This is a genomic window from Nocardia sp. NPDC041819 (genome assembly GCF_055590505.1).
On the sequence record NZ_JBVJAP010000007.1, the window covers coordinates 101,270 to 123,280 of the forward strand.

The window sequence follows — 22,011 nt, forward strand, 5'->3', positions numbered from 1 at the left end:
GCGGTGGTCGCGCCGCACCGTGAATTCCGCCGGGCCTGCGGCCGTGGTGGGTACCCGGGCCGAGGAAGTCTCTCGGCGGGCCGGGTGGTCCGAGGAATGGCTCGCAGGTGTGCGGCAGCCGGGGCAGCCGCAGCCTCGGGCAAGCCGGTGGTCGAAGGCGCGGCTGCGCGTCGATGGGGGTGTGCGAAGTCTTGTCGCGGTCGAGTGCGCCGCGGCTACGGTTCGGCCCGGCAGACACGCCGCATAGCGGCGTCCGAGGGCAGCTGAGATGCGTGATCGGGAAACCGGCGTGCCGGGGCGATGACGGGTGCGTTGCCGCGCGGGATGTCCGGGGGCTCGTTTAGTCCATCACCGGCTTCGGCACCAGCTCGATATCGGGTCCGGCGGGGCGATGTCGCCGCCGCCGTCGCGGCTGCCGTATCTGAAGAATCATTCTCCTCACCAGCCCTCCCGATTGCCTGGTGGTGCGATGGGGATCGCCACTTCCAGTGTGGCATTTGCCGTTCCCCGAGCGCAATTGCCGTTGTAATTTGGTAATTGACAATTTGCCCGCTGGCTAAACCCGATTTGTGTGGCCAACATGCGCCCGGCACCCCCGTGTCGCGCCGATCGAAGGGGTGACATCGCCATGGTCCCGCAGGATTCGGGAATGGTTGCCGTTCGCAACATCCTCACCCGGTTGTGCAAACGCTCAGGGCTGAGTTCGGATCGGTTGCGCAGCACCGAAATCGACGTATCGCCCCTGCTGGATCTGCTGGCCGTGCGGCAGTACGCGCGGCGCGCGGGCATCGACCGGGAACAAGCGGTGCCGCCACTGGTGCGCGAGCTGAGCCTGCGATTGGATATCACCGACCGGCTCGTGGTGGATGCTGAGCTGTCGCTGGGTTTGCTGCGCGAAAACCCGCCCGCCGGTGTCGATCCCGGTCGGCTCTACGCCTCGGATCTGGGTGAGCGGCGCGAATACCTCGCCGCGCAGTGGACGGTGCTGCACGAAGCACTGGGGGCGCAACCGGTTCCGGACACGTTGTCGGTGCGTTCGCTGCGCGGGGCTCCCGAGCGCCGGGCGTTCACCGAGCTGGCCACGCGGCTGGCCACGGCCTCGGTGTTCGACGGCGCGCACGCCGTGGACTTCGGCGCGGCTGCCGAAACCATTGCGGCCGAAGCCGATCCGGTGGAGACCCGCGGTGTGGTCACCGTGATCGGCGACGCGGTCATCGACCATATATATGTGGTGGACCGGATCCCGGGACCCGGTGGCACCGCGCGCGGCAGCTACCGGCAACATCCCGGCGGCAAGGGGCTCACGCGGGCCGTGGCGGCGGCCCGGCTCGGGTTGCGGGTGCGGTTGATCTCCGCGGTCGGCGATGACGAGGCCGGGGGCCGCATCCTGGAATACCTGCGCAGCGAACGCGTCGAGACCGAACTGGTCAAAGTGGTGCCCTACGCCCCGACGCCGGTGACCGCGGTGACTGTGGCGGGCACCGGCGCGGCGAGCACGATCGGCTGCAAAGACGAGCGAATCCGGTTGAGCGCCCGAGATTTACGCAGCGAGGCCATCGGCTCGGCGATCGCCTCCTCGGATGCGGTGCTGCTGACCTTCGAACAACCCACCGGCGTCATCGAGCAGGTCATGGCGCAGGTGCGCGGACTGCCCGACCGGCCGCTGATGGTGGTGCACCCCGCGCCGCGGCTGGATCGGCCCCAATACCTGTATCAGCATCTGGGTGTGGTGGATTACCTCGTCGGCGGCGACAACGACTTGCGGGCCCTGGCGATGTCGCCCGACGGCGCGGCACCGGACACCGACCAGACCGCCACCCGGCTGCGCGCGCTCGGGGTCGGCTCGGTCTGCGCCATTCGGGATTTCCGGTGCGCGGTGTGGTCGGAGCAGGTCAGCGACCGCTTCCAGCCGTTTCCGACAGCGCTGCAGGACTCGGTCGGCGCTCACGCCGCCTTCTCCGCCGCCCTGGTATATCGTCTCGTTTCGACGCGCCGCCCCGCCGCACGCAACGACTACGTCTGGGCGACCGCCGCGATGGTGGCGACGCAATCGATCGGGGACGTCCCCGGGTCGATGCCACTGGTGAGTGAGGTCGAGCGAATCTTCAAACTCGCTACGGAGGAGCATTGACCAACGTTGTGGATCCTGCCGACACCGAACATCGGTTCCGTCGCAACGGGCACGATCTGCGAGTTCGGGTGGTGGAGGTGAACGGGGACGGTGAGCGGGGGCACCTGCTGCTGTTCGGCGCGGTCGCCGACGGCTGCCTGGTGCGGGTGCACTCCCGCTGCCTGTACGGGGAGGCGCTGCGTTCGCAGGACTGCGACTGTGGGCCGGAGTTGGACAAGGCGCTGGATCTCATCCAGGCCGCGGGCAGCGGTGTGCTGGTCTACCTGGAGCAGGAGGGCCGTGGCGCGGGACTGATCGCCAAGGCGCTGGGTTATCGGGAAAGCGAGCGCTCCGGCGCGGACACCTTCGCCAGCTACGAGGCCCTCGGCTACCCCGCCGATGCCCGCACCTATGCCACCACCGCTCGTGCGCTGGCCGATCTGGGATTGCGTTCGGTGCAGTTGTTGACCAACAATCCCGCCAAGGTGGAGGCGCTGCGGCAGGAGGGGTTGGGGGTCACCGCGGTGCCGTTGCGAACGCGCGCGCTCAGCGAGCGGGCCCGCGACTATCTGGAGGCCAAGCGCACCCGGCGCAAGCACTGGATACCGACCGATGCCGCGCCGTGGGCACTCGACGAGCCAGGCGGCAGGTCGCGAGCGGCCGATGAGCCGCCTGCCGCCGACCCGGTTGTCCTCACACCTGGTGAGAACTTCCGCTCGCGCCCCGGGCCCGGCTCCGCGCCGGATCTGATCGGTGCCTGAAGGATTGTTGAAGTTTGCCCCACCCCGCTTCCCTCCTGTGGCTACCATGAGTGAGCCGCGCCACATGTGGCGCGCCGACTCGTGAGAGACTGACAGTGCATTCACCGCACCGCGTCAGGATTCGAGTCCCGGATCGTGCGCCGGTGGATACCGGTGTCCGGTTCACGCCAGCGCTATCGGGAACAGGGATATGACGACAACAGAAATCGGATACGCGCACCAGTCGGGCAAGACGGTGTACACCGTCCCCGCCGCATTCCAGGAGACCGCACGGCTGCGTCCCGACCAGATCGCCTTGCGCAAGGTAGGCGGCACGCAGGAATACACCTGGCGCGAGTACGCCGAACGGGTGCGCTCGATCGCCGCGGGCCTGGCCGGACTCGGCGTCGGCCACGGTGACACCGTCGGCATCATGCTCACCAACCGTCCCGAGTTCAACCTCGTCGACACCGCCGCGTTGCACCTGGGCGCCACCCCGTTCTCCATCTACAACACCAGCTCCCCCGAGCAGATCACCCACCTGTTCACCAACGCGGGCAACAAAGTCGTCGTGACCGAACAGGTGTTCCTCGACCGGATCATCGCGGCCGGGGTGCCGGTGGAGCACATCATCATGGTCGACGGCCCCGCCGAGGGCGCCGTCACCCTCGAACAGGTCGAGGCCGCGCCCGCCGCCGACTTCGATTTCGACGCCGCCTGGCAGGCCGTCGGCGCCGACGACCTGGTCACTTTGATCTACACCTCCGGCACCACCGGCCCGTCCAAGGGCGTGGAGATCACCCATCGCAACGTGCTCGCCCAGATCATCGCCCTGGTCAACGGCCCGCTGCCGGTCGGCCTGGACGATCGTGCGGTGTCCTACCTGCCGGCCGCGCACGTCGCCGACCGGATCTCCGCCCACGCCATCAACCTGCTCACCGGCATCCAGATCACCACCGTGCCCGACCCGCGCGAGGTCGCCGCCGCCCTGCCCGACGCGCGACCGACCGTCTTCTTCGGCGTCCCGCGGGTGTGGCAGAAGATCAAGGCCGGAGTGGAGGGCAAACTCGCCGAAGAACCGAGCCCGGTCAAGAAAGCGCTGGCCAACTGGGCGATCAGCACCGGAATCGCGGCCGCGCGCGCCGACCTGGCCGGCACGGGTCGCGGTCCCCTGCTCGGCGCGCAGCACAAGATCGCCGAGACGCTGGTGCTGTCCAAGCTGCGCCACGCCCTCGGGCTCGATCAGCTGCACGTCGCCTCCTCCGGCGCCGCGCCCATCCCGCCGGAGACCCTGGAATACTTCCTCGGCCTGGGCTTCACCGTCAGCGAGGTGTGGGGCATGTCGGAGACCACCGGCGTGGGCACCTTCACCGAGTTGGACAAGCCCCGCCCCGGCTCGGTCGGGCGCCCGGTGGACGGCATCGATCTGCGGCTGGACGCCGACGGCGAGGTGCTGGTGCGCGGCCCGATCGTCACCCGCGGCTACCGCAACATGCCGGACAAGACCGCCGAGGCCATCGACTCCGACGGCTGGCTGCACACCGGCGACATCGGCACCCTCGACGCCGACGGCTACCTGCGGATCGTGGACCGCAAGAAGGAACTGATCATCAACGAGGCGGGCAAGAACATCGCGCCCACCAACATCGAGAACTCGGTGAAGGCCGCCTCCTCGCTGATCGGCCAGGTCGTCGCCATCGGCGACGCCAAGCCCTACATCGCCGCCCTGGTCGTGCTCGACCCCGACATCGCCGCTATCCGCGCCAAGGAACTCGACGCCACCGGCGAGGACATCGCGGCCCTGGCCACCCGCCGCCAGATCATCGACGAGGTGCTCGCCGCGGTCCAGGCAGGCAACGCCAAACTCTCGCGCGTGGAGCAGATCAAGCGGTTCACCGTTCTCGGCGCCGTCTGGGAGCCCGGCGGCGACGAACTGACCCCGAAGATGTCGCTCAAGCGCGCCCCCATCGCGGCCAAATACCAGGCCGAGATCGACGCGCTGTACGCGAAAGAACCCTCCGACCGGGTGATCAGCGTCAAGTAAGCTCGCCGGAACGCACTGTGGCCCTGGGCATTACGTCCAGGGCCACAGTCTTTCACGCCGATCCCCGAGGCCCCGGATGCCGACCGCCGCGGCCCCGCCGGGAGAATGGAACGGTGCTGCTGTCTCGACTCGACCGGTTCAATCGGCGACATCCGTGGAGCCACAACGACCACTACGGTGCGTGGGTCGTACGCCGGGTGGCAGCGGCCGGTGCCCATCACGTCCTCGATGTCGGATGCGGCACAGGCAACCTCGTCGCCCGGCTGCGCGACCGTGGCGCCACCGTCACCGCGCTCGAACCCGACCCCGCGACTGCCCGACTGGCGGCGCAGCGTTTCGCCGACGACCCCGCGGTGACCATCGTCGAAGCCGGCTTCGCCGGTCGAGACCACCAGCGACGGTGGGACGCCGTCACCCTCGTCGCCGTCCTGCATCACCTCCCCTTGCTGCCCACCTTGCGGGAACTGCGCGACTGTCTGGCCCCGGGCGGGCGGCTCGCGATCGTCGGCTGCTACCGCCACGCCGGACCCCTCGACGTACTCGCCGACCTACCGGCCATAGCCGCCAACCCCGTCATGGGACTGATCAAGCACCCGGCTCGCGCCGAAACGCTGCCCCCGCACATGACCGCACCCATCGCCGAGCCGACCGAGACCCTCGCCGACATCCGCGCCGCCGCCGCGCGGGAACTGCCCGGCGCCCGGATCCGCCGCCGCTTGTTCTGGCGCTACACCCTGATCTACGACGCCCCCGCCTGACCGGGTGGGCCCTCACGGCTCCAGATACAACCGTTCACAAGGCAATCGCGGATACCCCTCGATGTCGTCCATCGACACCTCGACCGCGTCGTGCCAGTGCCGGGCACGCCACTCCTGGACGAACAAGCACGCCGCGGTGACGCAGGCGACGTAATCCATTCGGGCGCCGTGCCAGAACACCGACAAATGGACATCCGGCTCCGACGGGAGCGGAGAACCACGGCGCTCGGCGCCGTTCACCGCCGCCGCTCCTTCGCGTGGTCGTGTGTATCGCTCTGCCGGAGTCCGAGGCCGATCCCGTAGTGCGCCGAGACCGTGAAGCCTCGCTTCCGCCGTGCAACCCGCTCCGCCACGCATCCACGGATAGCGGCCACCACGACGCTCCCGGAGGGACGAAAAGCGCTGTCGGGGCGAGCGACCCAGGCGCGGAACGTCGTCCCCCGATCGGCCGGGCTCGGCAGCGCCACGGTTCCGCCGGCGCGCACCAACGAGACGTCGAGCCGGAACATCTCGGCGAACAGCATGATGTCATCCGGCAGGTCGGGCTGCGTCAGATACGTCCACCGCTTCGACCGGGGATGCGTCATGATCGGCCCGATCCGATGGTGGTGCCGCTGCATCCAGGCCTTCACATCCTGGCCCAGCGTGGCGGGCATGATCACCGCCCACGCCACCCCCATACGTAGCACGATGCGCCCCACCTGAGGTGGATCCACCTGCGCGGGCAGGTCGCACACCTGCCGGTAGTAGGCGCACCGGGACAGTGGTGTGCGTCCGAAATCTATTTGAACCATGGAGCCCCCTACTGAATCGCACATCTGGATGAGTCGCGCCCGGTTCGCCGCGGTCGGCCTGTCGCCGAGCGGAGCCGATTGCCTCCTGCGACTTGGCGTTTCGCTCGCAGTGCCTGACGCACCTCTAGTAGACGCCCATCGTGGGCTCTTTGGAATATTCCAGGGCGCGAGTAGTCTGGATTTCTCCCCATCTTCCAGAGTGGCTGTGCAGATCCTTCCAAATTCACCTACCGCCGTGAGGTTGGCTAATGACCGAGAGTTCGGGCTCCACAGTTCCGCGTCGCATGTTGGGCCGCCGACTGCGTCAGCTCCGCGAGGCCTCCGGTGTGACAGTCGCGCAGGCGTGCAGAGTCATCGAGGTATCGCCGCAAACCATGTGGCGGCTGGAGGGAGGTCAGGGTGTGAAGCTCAAGGACATCTACATCAAGGCCCTCTGTGAACTGTATGGAGTTGACGAGAATGACACGGCAGCGCTCATGGGCTTGGTTCGTGAGACCAAGAGAACCGGATGGTGGCATGCCTACGGCGATGCGGTGCCCACCTACTTCGATCTCTATCTCGGATTGGAAGAAGCGGCCAAGAAGCTGACCACCTTCCATCTCACCTTGCTTCCCGGCCTGCTCCAGACCCCTGCTTACCGGCGTGCGGTGATCTGGGGCGCGTATCCCGGAATGCCCACAGCCGATGTCGAACGTCGGATCGAGATCGCGGCCACGCGCCAGAAGCGCCTACAGGAATCGCGCGACCGCTTCAGCATGAACGTGTACCTCGGAGAGGCGGGGCTGAGATACCGGGTTGGTGGGCCACCGGTTATGACGGAACAACTCCACCATCTCCTGGATGTTTCGCGGTTACCCACCGTCACGCTTCGCGTGGTGCCATTCCACACCGAGCGTGTATTCCCCCTGGTCACGGGATCTTTCACGCTCATGGAGTTCCCAGCATTGCAGTCCTTCACCGAGCCGCCGGTGGTGTACGTTGAGGGCTACACGGGCGCCCTCTACCTGGACAAGCCCACTGAGATCGACCAGTACAGGACGGCGTGCAAGGCGATTCGCGCCGCCGCGCTGGATGAGCAGGAAACCAGGGAACTGGTGTTGAAGATCGCTAAGGAGTATGGCGGGTGAATACCGACCTGGCGAAGGCGGCGTGGTTCAAGAGCAGTCGCAGCGGACCTAACCAGGATTGCGTCGAGGTGGCATTCCTGGACGGCGGGCTGATAGGCACGCGGGATTCCAAAAACCTGTCGGGTTCGGCCCTCGTGTTCACCGATAGCGCCTGGGACGCATTCACGACTGCGGTAGCTCGAGGCGAATTCGACCGCCCCTGACGCGAGCAGAAGCCCAGCGACGCCTTGTGCCCCTGATCGGGCTTCGCGGCGCTGAAAGAGTGAGCAGGGACTACGCCAACTGCTCTACGGCGAAGCCGACCAGGAGCACGCAGAATCCGCCGATCTCACCGATGATCAGAGCGGCGAGGACGAAACGCATCGACGGCGGAGGGTTGCGCATCTGGTTGTCGGTCTCGCGCTGCAAGCCCAGACGGATGTAGTTCGCGATCGTCACCACGAACAGTGCGATGATCGCCCCGGCCGCGGTGGCGTTCACCGCCGTCGGCCAGCCGGACAATTCGACGAACCAGGCGATCAAACCGGTGGCGAACGAGTACAGCAGTGCGGCGCGGTGGGCGATGTCGACATAGGGGTGTGCCAGACCGTCCGGCGAGGTGGTCATCGCCTGCCATTTCCACACGCCGAGAACCAGCGCCCACAGGAAGATGAGCCCGGCGAAGAAGAGCACCCAGGCGGTTTCCGTGCGAATGATCAAGTTCGTACCCTCATCAGTCCATCGCGCGCCCACTTGGGCGGCTGTCCAGCGGCAGCGTAACGCCTCCGGGTGGCCGCAGCGCGACGAGCGCGAACCACCGCTGGGAATACCGACTAGTCGGCTTTGGTGGTGCCATTCACCCACGCCTGAGGCCGTCGCATCAACCAAAAATCGCGGACACGGCTACCGAGGTACGGCGTCTGGCACCAGTTCGGTTGTCACTCGCGCAGCGGCCGCAAGGAGAACCGGTCGTAGAAAAACCCCGGTGTCCTGCCCGCAGCGAGATGGGCGAGCTCGTGCTCGATGCGCCGCCATTCCTGGGCCGCGACGCCCTCTGTCATATATCCGGTGGCCTCACGTTCCACGCCGTCGCATGGGTGCTGATCGACGATGTAGGCCTGCACGCCTAGGTCGCCGAGATCCTGTCGGTGCAGCAGGCGGCCGATCGGCCCGTCATGATGGACACCACGCTTGCCGACCTTTGGCGCGCCCCGATAGTCGACGAAGTTCCACCCGCTGTGCTCCATGAGCACGCCATCGACGTTCACGACCCGCGAGTCGTTGCGCGCGGACGGAAAAACCAGGCCCTGGTAGCGACGCTTGCGCAGTACATTTCCGACTGCGGCGTGGAACATCTCGCCGCCCAATTCGGGAAAGATCATGGCGCTCAACACCGAGATGAAGTCCACTGTGGACTCATGGCGGGTGTCGGCGAACCGCGCCCGTGCGTTGATAGGGTCGGCTTCCACGAGCTCGGTGCAGAAGAACTCGCGGTGCGCTTCGAGCCGCAGATCCAGGCAATCCGGCACGGTGAATTCACGGATGGTCAGTTCGCACAGCGCGGGAAAGTCCACGAACTCCTGTGCGTTCTGGGTTTCATGCACCGATGCATGCGCGCGCATCGGGATGACCGACAGGAACGGTCTTCCGCTGTCGAGCAACCGCTCGGCCGCGTCGCGGTACCGCCGGTCCGGGGACCGCGCCACAAAACCCCGAAGGGACTCGATGAACCCGTCCGCGCCGGGATGGCTACTGGTATCGAACACCGAGGGGAACACGCGGCCGCTGAGCCGTCCGCTCCAAAATGATGCATGCTCGTGCGCCTGGCTATTGCATCATCTGGATGTGCGGGTGCTCAGGCGATTTCGGGCAGACTCGGATGATCTGGTCGTTGCGGTCGGAGACGCAGACCCGGGTCGGCATGCTCGGGCCGTTTTGTGCAGCACCCCATGACAAGTCGGCGGCCTGGTCCTCGTACGGGATCCAATGGCGGACATCGGATTGCCACTCGGAGCTGGCGATCGTCAGTAGCGGCTCGGTCGGCGTGCCGCAGGTGGGGCAGGGGTTCGGATAGGGATCTTGCATGCCCCAATTGACGAAGCCGCCGATCTTCCATCCGGGCGCGATACACAAGAAGTTGTACGGATGATCGCGGTCTTCGAGACCGCCGAATTCGACACCGGGAATCTGGGCCATGGTCCACCGGCCCACTCGCTGCCGAAGCTCGCCCTCGAGTTCCGCCGAGTTCGGGTATTCGATCACTTGTTCCGGATGGATCATGCACGGTTCGGGCAGGAGATCCGAGTCGAAGGCCGCCGGATCCGGAGGATCGACCAGGACGTCGGTTATCTGCGCCGCGGATCGCCAGAACAGCGCGGTCTCGGGCAGACCATCGGTGTCGTGCTCGAAGGGGCACCACAATACTTGCAGCAGGTCCGCTCCCTCGGGTGGATGCAAACCGGGCACGTCACGGACGTACAACTGCGCCACCGGCACCATCGCGATCGGACCATCGAACTCCGGGTCCCCATCGTGGTCTTCGGCGTGGCAGTGTGGCCACAGTTCGGTCGCCGGCCACAGCAGCGGACCGCCGACCGAACTGGTTTGCGGCGTAGGCGTTCCGGGGCGTGGGTGCAGCCGGGTCGCGGTCCGGGCCAGCGGGGCCAGCGCGGGGAAGGTGGCCGCGAGGTCGACGGGCCGGGGCGGGGTGGTGCGAGTCATGCAAGCCTTCGGAGACGCAGTGAGGTTCGATTCCCGGGACGGCGGTCCGTCACACTCCGGGTTGCCAGACTAACGACACGGTTCTCGGTAGCTTCCCGTCACGGGGGAACATCGGCAGGCGCACCGCCGACAAGGTGCCGCCGAGCGGGTATTCGAGTATGCGTTTCCGGGCGCCCGGGGTGCCTCCCGCCGAACCCGCGATAGAAAACGCTGTGGCCCCGAGCGTTTCGCTCAGGGCCACGATCACGTGACGGGGCACTAGTTCTGCTCGTAGGTGGCGATCAAGGTCGCGCGGGCGAGGGTGTGGGAGAACAGGTTGAAGCCGAGGTAGGCGGGCGTGGCGTTCTCGTCGATGCCGAGACTTTCGACGTCGACGGCGTGCACGACGATGAAGTAGCGGTGCGGGCCGTGACCGGGCGGCGGGGCGGCGCCGACGAAGCCGTGGAAGCCGCCGTCGTTGCGCAGGGTGATCGCGCCGGTCGGCAAGGCGCCGCCTTCCTCACCGCTGCCCGCGCCCGCAGGCAGCGAGGTCGCGCTCACGGGGATATCGGCAACCGCCCAGTGCCAGAAGCCGGAGGCGGTGGGGGCGTCGGGGTCGTACACGGTGACCGCGAAGCTCTTGGTCTCCGCCGGGAAGTCCGACCAGGACAGCTGCGGGGAGATGTCCTTGCCTCCCGCGCCGAAGACGCCGCTGACCTGGTCGTTGCCGAAGGGCCGGCCGTCGGTGACGTCGGTGGAGGTGAGGGTGAACGACGGCACCTTCGGAAGCGCGTCGTAGGGGTCGTAGGTCATGAAAACCTCTCTCTTGCGGATCGGATCAGCTGTGCAGTAGGAAGTGTTCCAGCACGCGGGTGCCGAATTCGAGGGCCTGCACCGGCACCCGCTCGTCGACGCCGTGGAACAGGGCGGTGAAGTCCAATTCCGGCGGCAGCTGCAGCGGGGCGAAACCGAAGCAACGAATACCCAAGCGGGCGAACGCTTTCGCGTCCGTTCCGCCGGAGAGCATGTAGGGCACCGTGCGGCCGCGCGGATCATGGGCGAGCACGGCGTTGTTCATCGCCTCGACCAGATCGCCGTCGAAGGTCGTCTCGTAGGAGTCGAGCTTGGTGATCCACTCGCGTTCGACGTCGGGGCCGATCAGCTCGTCCACCTCCCGTTCGAACGCCGCCTGCCGCCCGGGAACCACGCGGCAGTCCACCACCGCCTCGGCGGTCTGCGGGATCACGTTGGCCTTGTAACCGGCTTGCAGCATGGTGGGATTGGCGGTGTCGCGCAGGGTGGCGCCGATGATGCGCGAAATGGTCCCCAGCTTGGCCAGCTGACCCTCGATGTCGGGGCTGGACGGATCGAATTCCAGACCTGTTTCCTCGGCGACGGCGGCGAGGAAGGCGGCCACCGAATCCGAGAGCACCAATGGGAAGGTGTGTTTGCCCAGCCGGGACACGGCGTCGGCGAGGATGGTGACGGCGTTGTCCTCGTGCAGGAACGAGCCGTGGCCGGCACGGGCCTTGGCGCGCAACCGCATCCAGCCCAGACCCTTCTCGGCTGTCTCCACCAGATACAGCCTGCGTTCGGTGCCGTCGGGGCGCGGCACGGTCAGCGAGAATCCGCCGACCTCCCCCACCGCCTCGGTGACGCCGTCGAACAGATCGGGGCGGTTGTCCACCAACCACTGCGAGCCCCACTTGCCGCCGTTCTCCTCATCGGCCAGGAACGCGAAGACCAGATCGCGCGGCGGCACCGTCCCCTCGAGTTTGAACTGGCGGGCCACCGCCAGCGCCATCCCGACCATGTCCTTCATGTCGATCGCGCCGCGACCCCACACGTAGCCGTCGCGCACCGCGCCGGAGAACGGATGCACGCTCCAGTCCGCGGCCTCGGCGGGCACCACGTCCAGGTGCCCGTGGATCATCAGGGCGCCCCGACTGCGATCGGCGCCTTCCAGCCGCGCGAAGACATTGCCGCGACCTTCCGCACCGGATTCGACGTATTCGGTGACATAGCCCGCCTGGTGCAGCTGGTCTGCCACCCACTGCGCACATTCGCGCTCACCCTTGGTGGTGGCCAGATCACCGGTATTGGAGGTGTCGAAGCGGATCAGCGTACTGACCAGCTCCACCACTTCCGACACCGCGCGCGAGCTTCTGTTCGGGTCGATTCCTTCGCCAGTTGCGGACACGCCCCCTTTCCTACCACCCGCGCGGCGGTGCGAACGCGCGGCCGGGGTGTCGCGGCGGGGCGCCGCGGCCCGCACGGTGGGCGATCGCGCCGGACAGGGTTGTCATCAGGATGAGCGCAACCGGCCGGTTCACCCCGCGCCGGGGCGCTCGACCTCGTCCGGGAACACCACCCGCACGAATGCCCAGAACCGGAACACCATGCCCAGCGCGGTGCCGATCAGCTGCGCGGCCACGAAGTCGGCCACGTTCTGGGTGAAACGGGAGACCTCGGGTACCTCGAGATGCAGCACATACCGCGACACCCACAGCGGTGCGGTGTTGATCGCGACGGCCAGGAAACTGACCAGGTAGAACAGCGCCGCCTCGTGGTGGCCGCGCCGGCCGCCGCGCCCGTCGAAGGACCACTGCTTGTTGAGCACATACGACAATGTGATCGCCGCCAGCACCGCGACCACTTTCGCCGTGACCGGATACGCCTCGAGCACGGTGCTCTTCAAGGTCAGGAACACCGCGGTGTCCAGCGTGAACGCGGCGGCACCGACGGAGGCGAAACGGAGGAGTTCTCGACGCCGTGCCTCGCCCCCCAGCGCGGACGTCACCCGAGCGAAAACGGGGCGTTCGGAAAACAGCACAGGTAAAGTCTCCGGCACATGTCCCGACCCCACAACAAGATCGGCAGATTCACCGCACCGCTTGTTCCACGGGTGCACGGTCGGTGGATCGCGGGCAGGCGAGAAGTGTGAAGAAAGCCAAACGGCGCACCCGTCCTCAGCAGACAGCGATCGACATCGCCGAGCCGATCGCCGTGATCGGCATCAGCTGTCGCTTCGCCGGAGGCGCCGATTCCCCGGAAGCGTTGTGGCGGTTGCTGATCGAGGAGACCGACGCGATCGCCGACGAACCGCCGCCCGGTCGCTGGTCCGGTGACCATCGCGGCGCCGACCGGGCCGCCGCGGGCAAGACGGTGTCGGTCGCGGGTGGATATCTGGCGGATGTCGCCGGTTTCGACGCCGAATTCTTCGGCATCACCCCGCGCGAAGCGGCCGATATGGATCCGCAGCAACGCTTGGCGCTGGAATTGGCCTGGGAGGCATTCGAGGACGCGGGGATCCGCCCCGACCGGGTTCCGCGGACGGGCGTGTATTTCGCCAACAAGTTCAACGACTATCGCGCCGTGAAACTCGCCCGTGGCGCCATCGCCATCACACCGTTCACCAGTACCGGAGATGTCGAAGGCGTCATCGCCAACCGGGTGTCGTACTTCCTGGGTTTCGACGGCCCCAGCATGACGGTGAACGCCTCGTGCGCGGGATCGCTGGTCGCGGTGCACCTGGCTTGTCAGGCGTTGCGGGCGGGCGAGAGCGCGCTGGCCGTCGCCGGTGGGGTGCAACTGAATCTGATCCCGGAGACCACGATCGGATTGTCCGCGCTGGGCGTGTTGTCCGCGCGCGGACGATCCCGCACCTTCGACGCCACCGCCGACGGCTACGTGCGCGGCGAAGGCGGCGCGGTCGTCGTGCTCAAGCCGCTGCGGCAGGCCCTGCGCGACGGTGACCGCGTCTACTGCACCCTGCTGGGCAGCGCCACCAACAACAACGGCAGGCATCGCTCCATGCCCGCCAGCAGCGCCGACGGGCAGCGGCAACTGCTGCGGCGGGCGTGCGCGCGAGCGGGTGTAGACCCGTCGACGATCGACTACGTGGAGGCGCACGGCACCGGCACCGCGGTCGGCGACCGCGCCGAACTGTCGGCACTGGCCGAGGTCTACGGCAGCGGCAGAGCGCCCGGCGCACTGCTGAGGGTCGGCTCGATCAAGACCAATATCGGGCACACCGAAGCGGCCGCGGGCATGGCGGGACTGGTGAAAGTCGCGCTCGCGCTGACCCATCGCCGGATCCCACGCAGCCTCCATTTCGAACGACTGCCAGGGGAGTTCGATCCGCAGACGGCCGGCGTACGCGTCGCCGACATCGCGCTGCCGTGGCCGCAGCACAACCGGCCGGCGCGCGCCGCGGTGAGTGCGTTCGGCTTCGGCGGCTCCAACGCTCACGTCATCGTCGAAGCCGCGCCCGAGCCCGAGCCGGTAACCGGGACCGGCGTCTCGCAGCGGCTGGTGGTGCTGTCGGCCCGCACCGAGACCGCGCTGCGCGCGCACGCACATCGGCTGCGTGAGTGTCTCCTCCGCGATCCCGGGATCGGTCTGGGCGATCTCGCCCATACCCTCGCCACGAGAACGCCTTTCCAGCAACGGCTTTCGATCGTGGCCAACGATGTGGGCGCGGTTGTCGACTTCCTCGGCGCCTACCTGGACGGGACCACGCGGAAGGACGACACCGAGCACGAGGTGCTGAGTCTGGTGCTGTCCGCGGCCCTGCGTCCCGGCACGGTGGCCCACCGCGACCTGCTCGAGGCGGCGGGTGTGCTGTTCGAGCGTGGTGTCGAGCCCGACTGGGCGGCGGTCAACCCGCCGGGCCGCCCGGTATCCCTGCCCACCTATCCGTTCCAGCGCCAGCGGCATTGGGCGGAGCCTCATGCGCCGGTCGAGGAACCCGGTGTTGCCGCGATCGGATCGCCTTCGTTCGACTCGCCGCCAGGCGACCACGTCGCTCCTGCTGATGTTCGAGGTTCCGGGGTCGGGACCGCGCTGGTTGTGTCGCCGGTGACGGCTCCGGGAGCGGTCGATCCGGCCGCTGCGGTCCAGGACCGGGCACCAGCCCACGCATCTCCCGAGTCCAGCGAGCCCCGAAGCAACTCCGCGCACGACCTCGCCGCCCTGGTCACCGCCGAACTCGCCCACGTCGTCGGCATCGCACCCGAACGGGTGCCCGCACGGCAGAACTTCGACCAGCTCGGAATCGGCTCGGTGCACGCCGTGGAACTGTCGGCGCGCCTCAGCGCCCGCCTGGGCATCGACGTCCCCGCCGCCATCATCTGGGGCTGTCCCACCGTCGAGCTGCTGGCCACCGAACTGAACATCCGCCTCGCACCCCTACACCCGGCCGCGGATCCGGCACCCCGAACCGCCACTGCGTCGGTCATGGCACCGGAATCACCGTCGGACGAGGAAGTTCTCTCGACAGCCGAACTGCTGGTGTTGAGCCGGGAATTGCTCGGCTGAGCCGCAGTCGTTCTACGGCGCCGGTGGCGAACGATCCGCCGCCCGTGGGTTCGGCAGCCACGAAAGACACGGCTGAGCGCGGTCGCAGGACGGGACTCCAGAGGAGCGTTCGATATCCGGGGATCGGCTCGTGATGCGATGCGCGAGCGCCGCCCGGTCTCCGGTCCGGAAGCGGATATGCTGCCCACGGTTCGGGTGGGCTGGGATCCAAAGGGGGTCAGAGATGTTGAGGCAGTACGAGTCGTTCGCCGACTACGTGATCGAGGGCGTACTCGGGCAAGGCGGTATGGGCACCGTCTATCTGGCCCGGCACCCGCGGCTGCCGCGACTGGTCGCGCTGAAACTGCTCAATCGCGCGGTGTCCGAGGACGAAGAGCTGCGCAGGCGGTTCGAACTGGAAGCCAATGTCGTTGCGCGTCTCGAGCATCCGGGCATCGTCGGCGTCTACGATCGCGGCAGCCAGGACGGGCACCTGTGGATCTCCATGCAGTACATCCGCGGTACCGACGCCGCCCGGCTCGATCCGCGGACCACACGCCCGGATCAGGTGCTGCAGATCATCGGCGATACCGCCAAGGCTCTCGACTACGCCCACGGTCGCGGAGTGCTGCATCGCGACATCAAGCCCGCCAACATCCTGATCGCCGAGGCGGAAGCCGGTCGCGAAACCCGTGCTCTGCTCACGGATTTCGGCATCGCGCGTCTGCTCGACGCGGATACCAAGCTCACCGCAACCGGGACGTTCACCGCCACACTCGCCTATGCCTCACCCGAGCAACTGTCCGGTGAACCGGTCGATCACCGCGCCGATCAATATTCCCTCGGCTGCACCCTCTACACGATGCTGGCCGGGCAACCGCCTTTTCCCTCGACCAATCCCGGTCAGATCGTTGCTGGACACATCGCCAAGCCGGTACCGAGGCTCAGCGACACCCGTCCGGAGTTGCCACGGCAGCTCGACAATGTGATCGCACGCGCGCTGGCCAAACACCGTGACGAACGATTCGCCAGCTGTGGCGACTTCGCGGCAGCCGCGGCGGCGGCCCTGCGCGGCGACGCTGCCCACGTGCCGCCCGCGCCGACCTTCGTCAACCAGCGCTCCACCCACTCGGCGACGGCGATCGACCCTTGGCCGCGGTCGGCTCCGACCTTGCTGAACCAGCCTTCGGAGCCCAGGTGGCGCGCCGAGCCGCTGCCCCCGATGCCCCCGCTCACACCCGTCTACGATCCGGCTCGGCCGTCCGGCGTCGTCCCCCGGATCGGCGCCGTCGTGGCGTTCGCCTTCGGTCTGGTCTTCTGTCTGATCCTCGCCAGCGGAGCGATGGAGCTGACGACCCCGCACATCGAATATGGTCGCCGCCAGACGTTGCGTGAGGTCGCCCTCGACCTTCTCGCCCCCATGGCGATCTCCACCACGATGGCCTTGTTGCTGATCTGCGGCTCGATCGCACTGTTTCGGCGCAAACGATCCGGCCGCATCGCCGTGGCAGTCGGCACCGGGATCATCACGCTGGTCTGCCTGGTCGGATTAGGGGCGAGCCTGAGCGGAGACAGCCGCGGCAGCGACTTCGTCTTAATCGGCACCGTCCTGTTCTTCTCTTGCACGGGACTGCTGTGTGCGGTGGCCCCCGCGACCGGCCGTTGGATCGCCGACAGACGTGCCAGGAACCGGCCGTGAACGCGAACACCCGCGGGTTCCGATAGCCGCATCGCGGAACGGATTCGGCGTAGTCGCAGTGCGGCCGATTACGCGTCTGCCACCGAGATGTCGGGTTCGCCCACCTTGCGAACTCGGGTGGTCACCGCGGTGACGCGCTCGCCCTTGTGGTTTTCGGTGCGCAGGGGGGCGACGGGGCTGCCGTCACGGTCGACGAGCGTGGAGTGGGGTTCGTCGTCGGTGAAGGTGTGGCGTTCTCCCCATTGGCGCAACGCCACGACGAGGGTGAAGAGGTCTTGCCCGGCTCCGGTGAGTGCGTAGCTGTGCCGCTTGCCGCCCGGGGCGGTGCTCGTGGTGAGGATGCCGTGGTCGACCAGCCTGCGCAGGCGATCGGTGAGGATGTTGCGGGCGATCCCGAGCCGCTGCTGGAAGTCGGTGAAGCTGGCCGCGCCGTCCATGGCGTCGCGCACGATCAGCAAGCTCCACCGATCGCCCACGAGGTCGACGGTCCGCGCGACCGGGCAGGTGGGATCGGTCCACTCGCGGCCGGTACCGAGCGGCGTGGTCATGAGCCTCCTCCAATCAGTTGCAATTCGAAACCATTATTACCTATCCTCGAATGGTTGCATTTTGCTACTGATGTGGGAGGTGTGGTGGCGACAGGAGTCACGAGGACGCAGCGATTCGTCCTGGCGCTGGTGTGTGCAGTGGCCGTATCGACGATCTATGCGATACAGCCGGTTCTGGAAGCAGCGGGCGACGGCCTGGGGGTGGCACCCGAGTCGCTGGGCGGGCTGGTCGCCGCCGGGCAGGTCGGCTACTTCGCCGGTCTGATCCTGCTGGTTCCGCTCGGCGACGTGGTGGATCGGCGGCGGCTCATCACCGTGCATCTGGTCCTCACCGCCGCGGGAGCCGCGGTCGCGGCCGCCGCCCCGAACGGTGCCGTCGCGGTGGCGGGGCTGGCGATGGCGGGACTGTTCGCGGTCGTGGTTCAAGTGACAGTCGCCTACGTCGCCGCCGCCTCCGCGCCGGGCGAGCGGGGCCGCAATATCGGCGCGGTCACCTCCGGGGTGGTGATCGGCATCCTCGGCGTCCGTGTCGTGGCCGGGGTCTTGGGCGACACGGTCGGCTGGCGTGCGGTGTACGCGCTGCTCGCCGCACTCTGCCTGGCTGTGGCCCTCACCGTCCGCGCGGCACTCGACGCGGACTGCGGAACTCCCGGCGCGCGGTACGCGCAGGTGCTGGCATCGATGGGGCGGCTCGCGCGCACGGATCACCTATTTGTGAGCCGCGGCCTGATCGCGTTCTTCGCCTTCGCGTCCTTCGGAACCCTCTGGAGCGGGCTGGCCCTGCCCCTCGGCGCCGACCCGTGGAACTTCGGCACCACGCAGATCGGCCTGTTCGCAGTGGCGGGCCTGGCCGGAGCTCTCGGCGCCGCCCGCGCGGGACGATGGGCCGACTCCGGACACGCACAGGCGGTCACCGGATCCGCACTGGTGGTGCTCACCGCCTCCTGGTCGCTCATCGCCCGGACCGAAACAACCCTGTGGCTGCTCGTCATCGGCATCGTTCTCCTCGACTTCGCCGTCCAGGCAGTACATGTCGGTAGCCAGCATCTGCTGACCACGGCACATCCGCACCGCGCCGGCAGCGTCATAGGCGCCTACATGGCCTTCTACTCGCTCGGATCCGCCCTCGGCGCACTCACGACCACCTGGGCATACAGCACCCGCGGATGGCAGGCCTCCTGCTGGGCCGGCGCGGCCTACTCCCTCGCCGCACTGGTTGTGTGGGGACTGGCCCAGGTCACCGGCATCACCCGGCCCGGGGCCGCGGTGCGCCCGGTCCTCGACCGAAGAGCCCGGACGCGGCAGCCCTGCCACGCTGAGCGGAGGCCACGCGCGGCTCACCCGCCTCCCGACACCCCAGCGGGCACACGACATTCCCGACCGGTGAGAGTTCGGATCCGCTCGCCGGAGTGGCCGAACAACCCCGTCAGGTCATGACGGGCTCGGTGACGCGGCGGACCGGGCGGATACGGATGCCGGATTCCGGGCGCAAATTCACCGAGGCCAGCGGCACCACCGGGTGGGTGTGGTCGAGTTCGAGCCGGAAACGCTGCACCGTCATGGCCAGGATCAGCACCATCTCCGTCATCGACATGTCCTTGCCGAGGCAGATACGCGGGCCACCGGAGAACGGGAAGAACGCGAACTTGTGCCGCTCGGCCACCGCCGCGTCGGCGAAACGTTCCGGCCGGAACTCCTCCGGGGCGTCCCACAGCCGTTTGTCGCGGTGGATGTAGTACATACACAACGTGACTCGCGCGCCCGCGGGCACATGGTAGCCGCCGATCTCGTCATCGGCGATCGGGGTGCGCTCGACGATCCAGGCGGGCGGATACAGCCGCATCGTCTCTTCGATCACCATGCGGCAGTAACTCAGCTGCCCCAGATCCGCGAAGGACGGGCTGCGGTCGCCGAGCACGGCGCGCACCTCCCCGGCCAGCTTCTCCTGGATCTCCGGATGGGTGGCCAGCAGGTAGCACGCCCACGACAGCGCGTTGGCCGGGGACTCGTGCCCGGCCACGAGCAGGGTCTTGATCTCGTTGAGCAGATCCTCCTCGCGCATGCCCCGGCCGCCTTCGTCGCGGGCGCGCACCAGCGCGGTGAGCACGTCGGTGGTGTCACCGCCGCGGCGGCGTTCCTCGATGAGATGGCGTACCACGTCGTCGAGTTCACCGACCTTGCGCGCGACCCGGCGCGCCTCCGGTGTCGGGAACGATTGCGGCAGCTTCACCGGCGCGTTCACCCGCTTCATGATGAGCGCGAACGCCGCGCGCATCGCGTCGGTCACCTGGCTGGTGCCGGTGGACAGGTCCAAGCCGAACAGGATCCGGCCGGTCACCGCCAGCAGCAGCTTGACGTAATCGTCGTAGATGTCGCGGAACTGCCCGGCCGCGGCGTCCCAGCCGTCCAGCATCGCCGCGGCGCTGTCGGTGATGTCGCCGGCGAAACCCTTGACGTGCGAATGGGAGAACGCCGGGGAGATCAGCTTGCGCTGAGTGCGCCAGTACTCCAGGTTGTTGGTGGTCAACTGCCCCTCGCCGAGCAGGATGCTGAACTCGTCGTAGATCGGGCTCTTGCGGTAGTTGGTGTAGTTGTCCTTGAGCACGTACTCGGTCATCGCCGGATCCGCGACGAGGTAGACCAGCATCGGGCCTGCCTTGACCCGCACGACGTCGCCGTAGCCGTCCAGCAGCGCGCCCACCGTCGTCAGCGGGTTCTTCGCCAGTTTCGGCAGCATGCGTCCGGTTTCCACCAGACCTGGCCCGGGTGCTTTCATGGAACGACCTTTCACTTCAAGAGCTTGGCGTGCTTGCGCAGCTGGTTCACGTAGTCCTGCTTCTCCACCACCAGCGGGTACTGGTCGGCGTGGTAGAGCCGCAACCCGGCGTACAGGTCGGGCTGGCGGCCCTCGGTGGCGCGATCGAAACGCTCGACCCGCCGCGGATCGCTCGCCTTGGCCCGCAGGTACCGCGCGACCAGCTCGGCTTGTTTCTCGTAGACATCCCAGTGCGAACCGATCGGCCGCACCATCCCCACGACGAACAGGTCGCGGGTGTGCGGCGGAAAGATGTTGAGATACAGGCCCGGTCGCAGGCTGTCGTCGGCCCAGTTCAATTGGGTCCGGTCGACGACGGGATAGTTCGGCACGAACCCGGTGGCCAGCACCACCAGATCGACCTTCTCCTCGGTGCCGTCGGTGAAGGTCACCCGGTCGTCGTCGATCGCGGTGACGTCCGGTTTGGGCGTGATGTCGCCGTGGGTGTAGTGGTGATGCAGCTGGTCGCCCAGCATCGGGATGACGATGCCGTCGGTGAAATCCGGCACCGGGAGCCCGAACGTGCGGGAACGGCCGCGCAGATACGAGAACAGCCGCTCGAAGGCCCGCTTACGCAGCGGCCGCCACATCTTGCCTTGCAACATGCTGTCGGTCGGGCGGCCCAGCAGGTACTTGGGCATGCAGTAGAACCCGCGCCTACTGCTGTGCAGGGTCAGCGCGGCGTTGACCGCGCAGTCGGACAGGATGTCGGCCGCCGACTGCCCGGCCCCGATCACCAGCACTCGCTTGCCGAGCACCTGTTCGGGATGGCGGTACTCGCTGGAATGCAGCACGGGCACCGTGCCCGAACCGGGGATATCGATGCGCCGCGGGGTGCGGTCGTGCCCGGTGGCGACGACCACCCCGGCGTAGCGTCGCTCGGATCCGTCGGCCAGGGTGACCGTCCATCCGCCTTCTGCTGGTTCGACGTGCTGCACCGAGGTGTTCAACCGGATGCGCGGCCACAGGTCGAAGGCGTCGGCGTAGGAGTGCAGATAGCGCAGCACGAGTTCGTGCCCCGGATAGTCCGGATAGTCCTCGGGCATCGGGAATCCCGAGAACGCCTGCACACCCTTGGACGCGATCACGTGCGTGTTGTGGCTGACCGGTGAGTCCGGGCGTCGTGCGTCCCAGATCCCGCCGATCCCGTCGGACGCCTCGAGCACCTCGAAATCCAAACCGTGCGCGGCGAACTCACGCGCGGTCGCCAAACCCGCCGCGCCCGCGCCGATCACGCAATAGCCGCTCATGCACTGTCCCCTCTGCGCTGCCGCCTCCGGGCCTGACCGCTCATGCTGTGTCTGTTGTCGGCATGAGCGGGGCCCTGCGTGGTCACGCTGCGCTGCCGCCTCCGGGCCTGACCGCTCATGCCGTGTTTGTTGGTCGCATGAGCGGGGCC

Annotated in this window: 20 protein-coding genes; 9 read left to right on the top strand and 11 right to left on the bottom strand. The window is 67.7% G+C overall.

The features are described from left to right. The first annotated feature begins 649 nt into the window (after nucleotides 1-649). The 4 genes from ACZ6DL_RS21185 to ACZ6DL_RS21200 all read left to right on the top strand — a co-directional run bounded on the left by ACZ6DL_RS21185 (nucleotide 650) and on the right by ACZ6DL_RS21200 (nucleotide 5,652). On the top strand, nucleotides 650-2,131 hold the full coding sequence (locus ACZ6DL_RS21185) for a PfkB family carbohydrate kinase (protein ID WP_466053418.1): 1,482 nt from the start codon (nucleotides 650-652) through the stop codon (nucleotides 2,129-2,131). Further along, nucleotides 2,128-2,871, top strand: a complete 744-nt coding sequence (locus tag ACZ6DL_RS21190) for a GTP cyclohydrolase II (protein ID WP_466053420.1) — start codon at nucleotides 2,128-2,130, stop codon at nucleotides 2,869-2,871. Before ACZ6DL_RS21185 ends, ACZ6DL_RS21190 begins: the two co-directional genes overlap by 4 nt. Before the next feature lie 190 nt (nucleotides 2,872-3,061). Continuing rightward, entirely contained in the window at nucleotides 3,062-4,894 is a 1,833-nt protein-coding gene (locus ACZ6DL_RS21195) for an AMP-dependent synthetase/ligase (RefSeq protein ID WP_466053422.1), read from the top strand. 113 nt (nucleotides 4,895-5,007) lie between these two features. Next, a complete protein-coding gene (locus ACZ6DL_RS21200; protein ID WP_466053424.1) occupies nucleotides 5,008-5,652 on the top strand; it encodes a class I SAM-dependent methyltransferase in 645 nt (214 codons plus the stop codon). A 12-nt stretch (nucleotides 5,653-5,664) separates the two neighbouring features. Here ACZ6DL_RS21200 and ACZ6DL_RS21205 read toward each other — a convergent pair whose 3' ends face one another. Continuing rightward, nucleotides 5,665-5,892, bottom strand: coding sequence for a hypothetical protein (locus ACZ6DL_RS21205; protein ID WP_040867034.1), 228 nt, complete (start codon nucleotides 5,890-5,892; stop codon nucleotides 5,665-5,667). Then, nucleotides 5,889-6,446 (bottom strand): DNA-directed RNA polymerase subunit beta, encoded by a 558-nt coding sequence (locus ACZ6DL_RS21210; protein ID WP_466053425.1) that lies wholly within the window; start codon nucleotides 6,444-6,446, stop codon nucleotides 5,889-5,891. The genes ACZ6DL_RS21205 and ACZ6DL_RS21210 overlap by 4 nt, the downstream gene beginning before the upstream one ends. A gap of 284 nt (nucleotides 6,447-6,730) precedes the next feature. On the opposite strand from ACZ6DL_RS21210, the gene ACZ6DL_RS21215 reads away from it, so the two are divergent. Then, nucleotides 6,731-7,573: a helix-turn-helix domain-containing protein gene (locus ACZ6DL_RS21215; protein ID WP_466053787.1), complete on the top strand. Its 843-nt coding sequence runs from the start codon at nucleotides 6,731-6,733 to the stop codon at nucleotides 7,571-7,573. Then, entirely contained in the window at nucleotides 7,570-7,776 is a 207-nt protein-coding gene (locus tag ACZ6DL_RS21220) for a DUF397 domain-containing protein (protein WP_466053427.1), read from the top strand. Before ACZ6DL_RS21215 ends, ACZ6DL_RS21220 begins: the two co-directional genes overlap by 4 nt. A 70-nt stretch (nucleotides 7,777-7,846) precedes the next feature. Here the strand turns inward: ACZ6DL_RS21220 and ACZ6DL_RS21225 are convergent, their stop codons facing one another. The 6 genes from ACZ6DL_RS21225 to ACZ6DL_RS21250 all read right to left on the bottom strand — a co-directional run bounded on the left by ACZ6DL_RS21225 (nucleotide 7,847) and on the right by ACZ6DL_RS21250 (nucleotide 13,085). Next, a complete protein-coding gene (locus tag ACZ6DL_RS21225; RefSeq protein ID WP_393236574.1) occupies nucleotides 7,847-8,272 on the bottom strand; it encodes a hypothetical protein in 426 nt (141 codons plus the stop codon). A gap of 218 nt (nucleotides 8,273-8,490) precedes the next feature. Next, nucleotides 8,491-9,213 carry a hypothetical protein gene (locus ACZ6DL_RS21230; protein WP_466053429.1) on the bottom strand — a complete coding sequence of 241 codons (723 nt, stop codon included), beginning with the start codon at nucleotides 9,211-9,213 and terminating at the stop codon, nucleotides 8,491-8,493. Between the two features lie 166 nt (nucleotides 9,214-9,379). Next, entirely contained in the window at nucleotides 9,380-10,273 is an 894-nt protein-coding gene (locus tag ACZ6DL_RS21235) for a hypothetical protein (RefSeq protein WP_466053431.1), read from the bottom strand. 258 nt (nucleotides 10,274-10,531) lie between these two features. Continuing rightward, the gene (locus tag ACZ6DL_RS21240; protein ID WP_466053433.1) at nucleotides 10,532-11,065 is read right to left on the bottom strand and encodes a YbhB/YbcL family Raf kinase inhibitor-like protein; all 534 of its coding nucleotides are present in this window, start codon (nucleotides 11,063-11,065) and stop codon (nucleotides 10,532-10,534) included. Nucleotides 11,066-11,090: 25 nt separating this feature from the next. Continuing rightward, nucleotides 11,091-12,452 (bottom strand): M20/M25/M40 family metallo-hydrolase, encoded by a 1,362-nt coding sequence (locus tag ACZ6DL_RS21245; RefSeq protein ID WP_357124736.1) that lies wholly within the window; start codon nucleotides 12,450-12,452, stop codon nucleotides 11,091-11,093. A 129-nt stretch (nucleotides 12,453-12,581) separates the two neighbouring features. Next, nucleotides 12,582-13,085 (bottom strand): GtrA family protein, encoded by a 504-nt coding sequence (locus ACZ6DL_RS21250; protein WP_217999188.1) that lies wholly within the window; start codon nucleotides 13,083-13,085, stop codon nucleotides 12,582-12,584. Between the two features lie 107 nt (nucleotides 13,086-13,192). On the opposite strand from ACZ6DL_RS21250, the gene ACZ6DL_RS21255 reads away from it, so the two are divergent. Next, on the top strand, nucleotides 13,193-15,571 hold the full coding sequence (locus ACZ6DL_RS21255) for a beta-ketoacyl synthase N-terminal-like domain-containing protein (RefSeq protein ID WP_466053435.1): 2,379 nt from the start codon (nucleotides 13,193-13,195) through the stop codon (nucleotides 15,569-15,571). Between the two features lie 223 nt (nucleotides 15,572-15,794). Next, nucleotides 15,795-17,249 (top strand): serine/threonine-protein kinase, encoded by a 1,455-nt coding sequence (locus tag ACZ6DL_RS21260; protein WP_466053437.1) that lies wholly within the window; start codon nucleotides 15,795-15,797, stop codon nucleotides 17,247-17,249. A 68-nt stretch (nucleotides 17,250-17,317) separates the two neighbouring features. Here ACZ6DL_RS21260 and ACZ6DL_RS21265 read toward each other — a convergent pair whose 3' ends face one another. Beyond that, a complete protein-coding gene (locus tag ACZ6DL_RS21265; RefSeq protein WP_466053439.1) occupies nucleotides 17,318-17,797 on the bottom strand; it encodes a winged helix-turn-helix transcriptional regulator in 480 nt (159 codons plus the stop codon). A gap of 84 nt (nucleotides 17,798-17,881) precedes the next feature. Between ACZ6DL_RS21265 and ACZ6DL_RS21270 the strand changes: the two genes are divergently transcribed. Beyond that, nucleotides 17,882-19,234 carry an MFS transporter gene (locus ACZ6DL_RS21270; protein WP_466053441.1) on the top strand — a complete coding sequence of 451 codons (1,353 nt, stop codon included), beginning with the start codon at nucleotides 17,882-17,884 and terminating at the stop codon, nucleotides 19,232-19,234. On the opposite strand, the gene ACZ6DL_RS21275 is transcribed toward ACZ6DL_RS21270, so the two are convergent. Together ACZ6DL_RS21275 and ACZ6DL_RS21280 are read right to left on the bottom strand one after the other, a co-directional pair. After that, a complete protein-coding gene (locus tag ACZ6DL_RS21275) occupies nucleotides 19,224-20,573 on the bottom strand; it encodes a cytochrome P450 (RefSeq protein WP_466053443.1) in 1,350 nt (449 codons plus the stop codon). The genes ACZ6DL_RS21270 and ACZ6DL_RS21275 overlap by 11 nt on opposite strands. Nucleotides 20,574-20,584: 11 nt before the next feature. After that, nucleotides 20,585-21,862: a flavin-containing monooxygenase gene (locus ACZ6DL_RS21280; RefSeq protein WP_466053445.1), complete on the bottom strand. Its 1,278-nt coding sequence runs from the start codon at nucleotides 21,860-21,862 to the stop codon at nucleotides 20,585-20,587. Nucleotides 21,863-22,011 lie beyond the last annotated feature (149 nt).

Bases quoted from the DNA above. Each gene is read 5' to 3' on its own strand.
- ACZ6DL_RS21185 (WP_466053418.1), top strand. From the start codon at position 650: ATGGTTGCCGTTCGCAACATCCTCACCCGGTTGTGCAAACGCTCAGGG.
- ACZ6DL_RS21235 (WP_466053431.1), bottom strand. From the start codon at position 10,273: ATGACTCGCACCACCCCGCCCCGGCCCGTCGACCTCGCGGCCACCTTC.
- ACZ6DL_RS21215 (WP_466053787.1), top strand. From the start codon at position 6,731: ATGTTGGGCCGCCGACTGCGTCAGCTCCGCGAGGCCTCCGGTGTGACA.
- ACZ6DL_RS21265 (WP_466053439.1), bottom strand. From the start codon at position 17,797: ATGACCACGCCGCTCGGTACCGGCCGCGAGTGGACCGATCCCACCTGC.
- ACZ6DL_RS21240 (WP_466053433.1), bottom strand. From the start codon at position 11,065: ATGACCTACGACCCCTACGACGCGCTTCCGAAGGTGCCGTCGTTCACC.
- ACZ6DL_RS21260 (WP_466053437.1), top strand. From the start codon at position 15,795: ATGTTGAGGCAGTACGAGTCGTTCGCCGACTACGTGATCGAGGGCGTA.
- ACZ6DL_RS21275 (WP_466053443.1), bottom strand. From the start codon at position 20,573: ATGAAAGCACCCGGGCCAGGTCTGGTGGAAACCGGACGCATGCTGCCG.
- ACZ6DL_RS21195 (WP_466053422.1), top strand. From the start codon at position 3,062: ATGACGACAACAGAAATCGGATACGCGCACCAGTCGGGCAAGACGGTG.
- ACZ6DL_RS21280 (WP_466053445.1), bottom strand. From the start codon at position 21,862: ATGAGCGGCTATTGCGTGATCGGCGCGGGCGCGGCGGGTTTGGCGACC.
- ACZ6DL_RS21210 (WP_466053425.1), bottom strand. From the start codon at position 6,446: ATGGTTCAAATAGATTTCGGACGCACACCACTGTCCCGGTGCGCCTAC.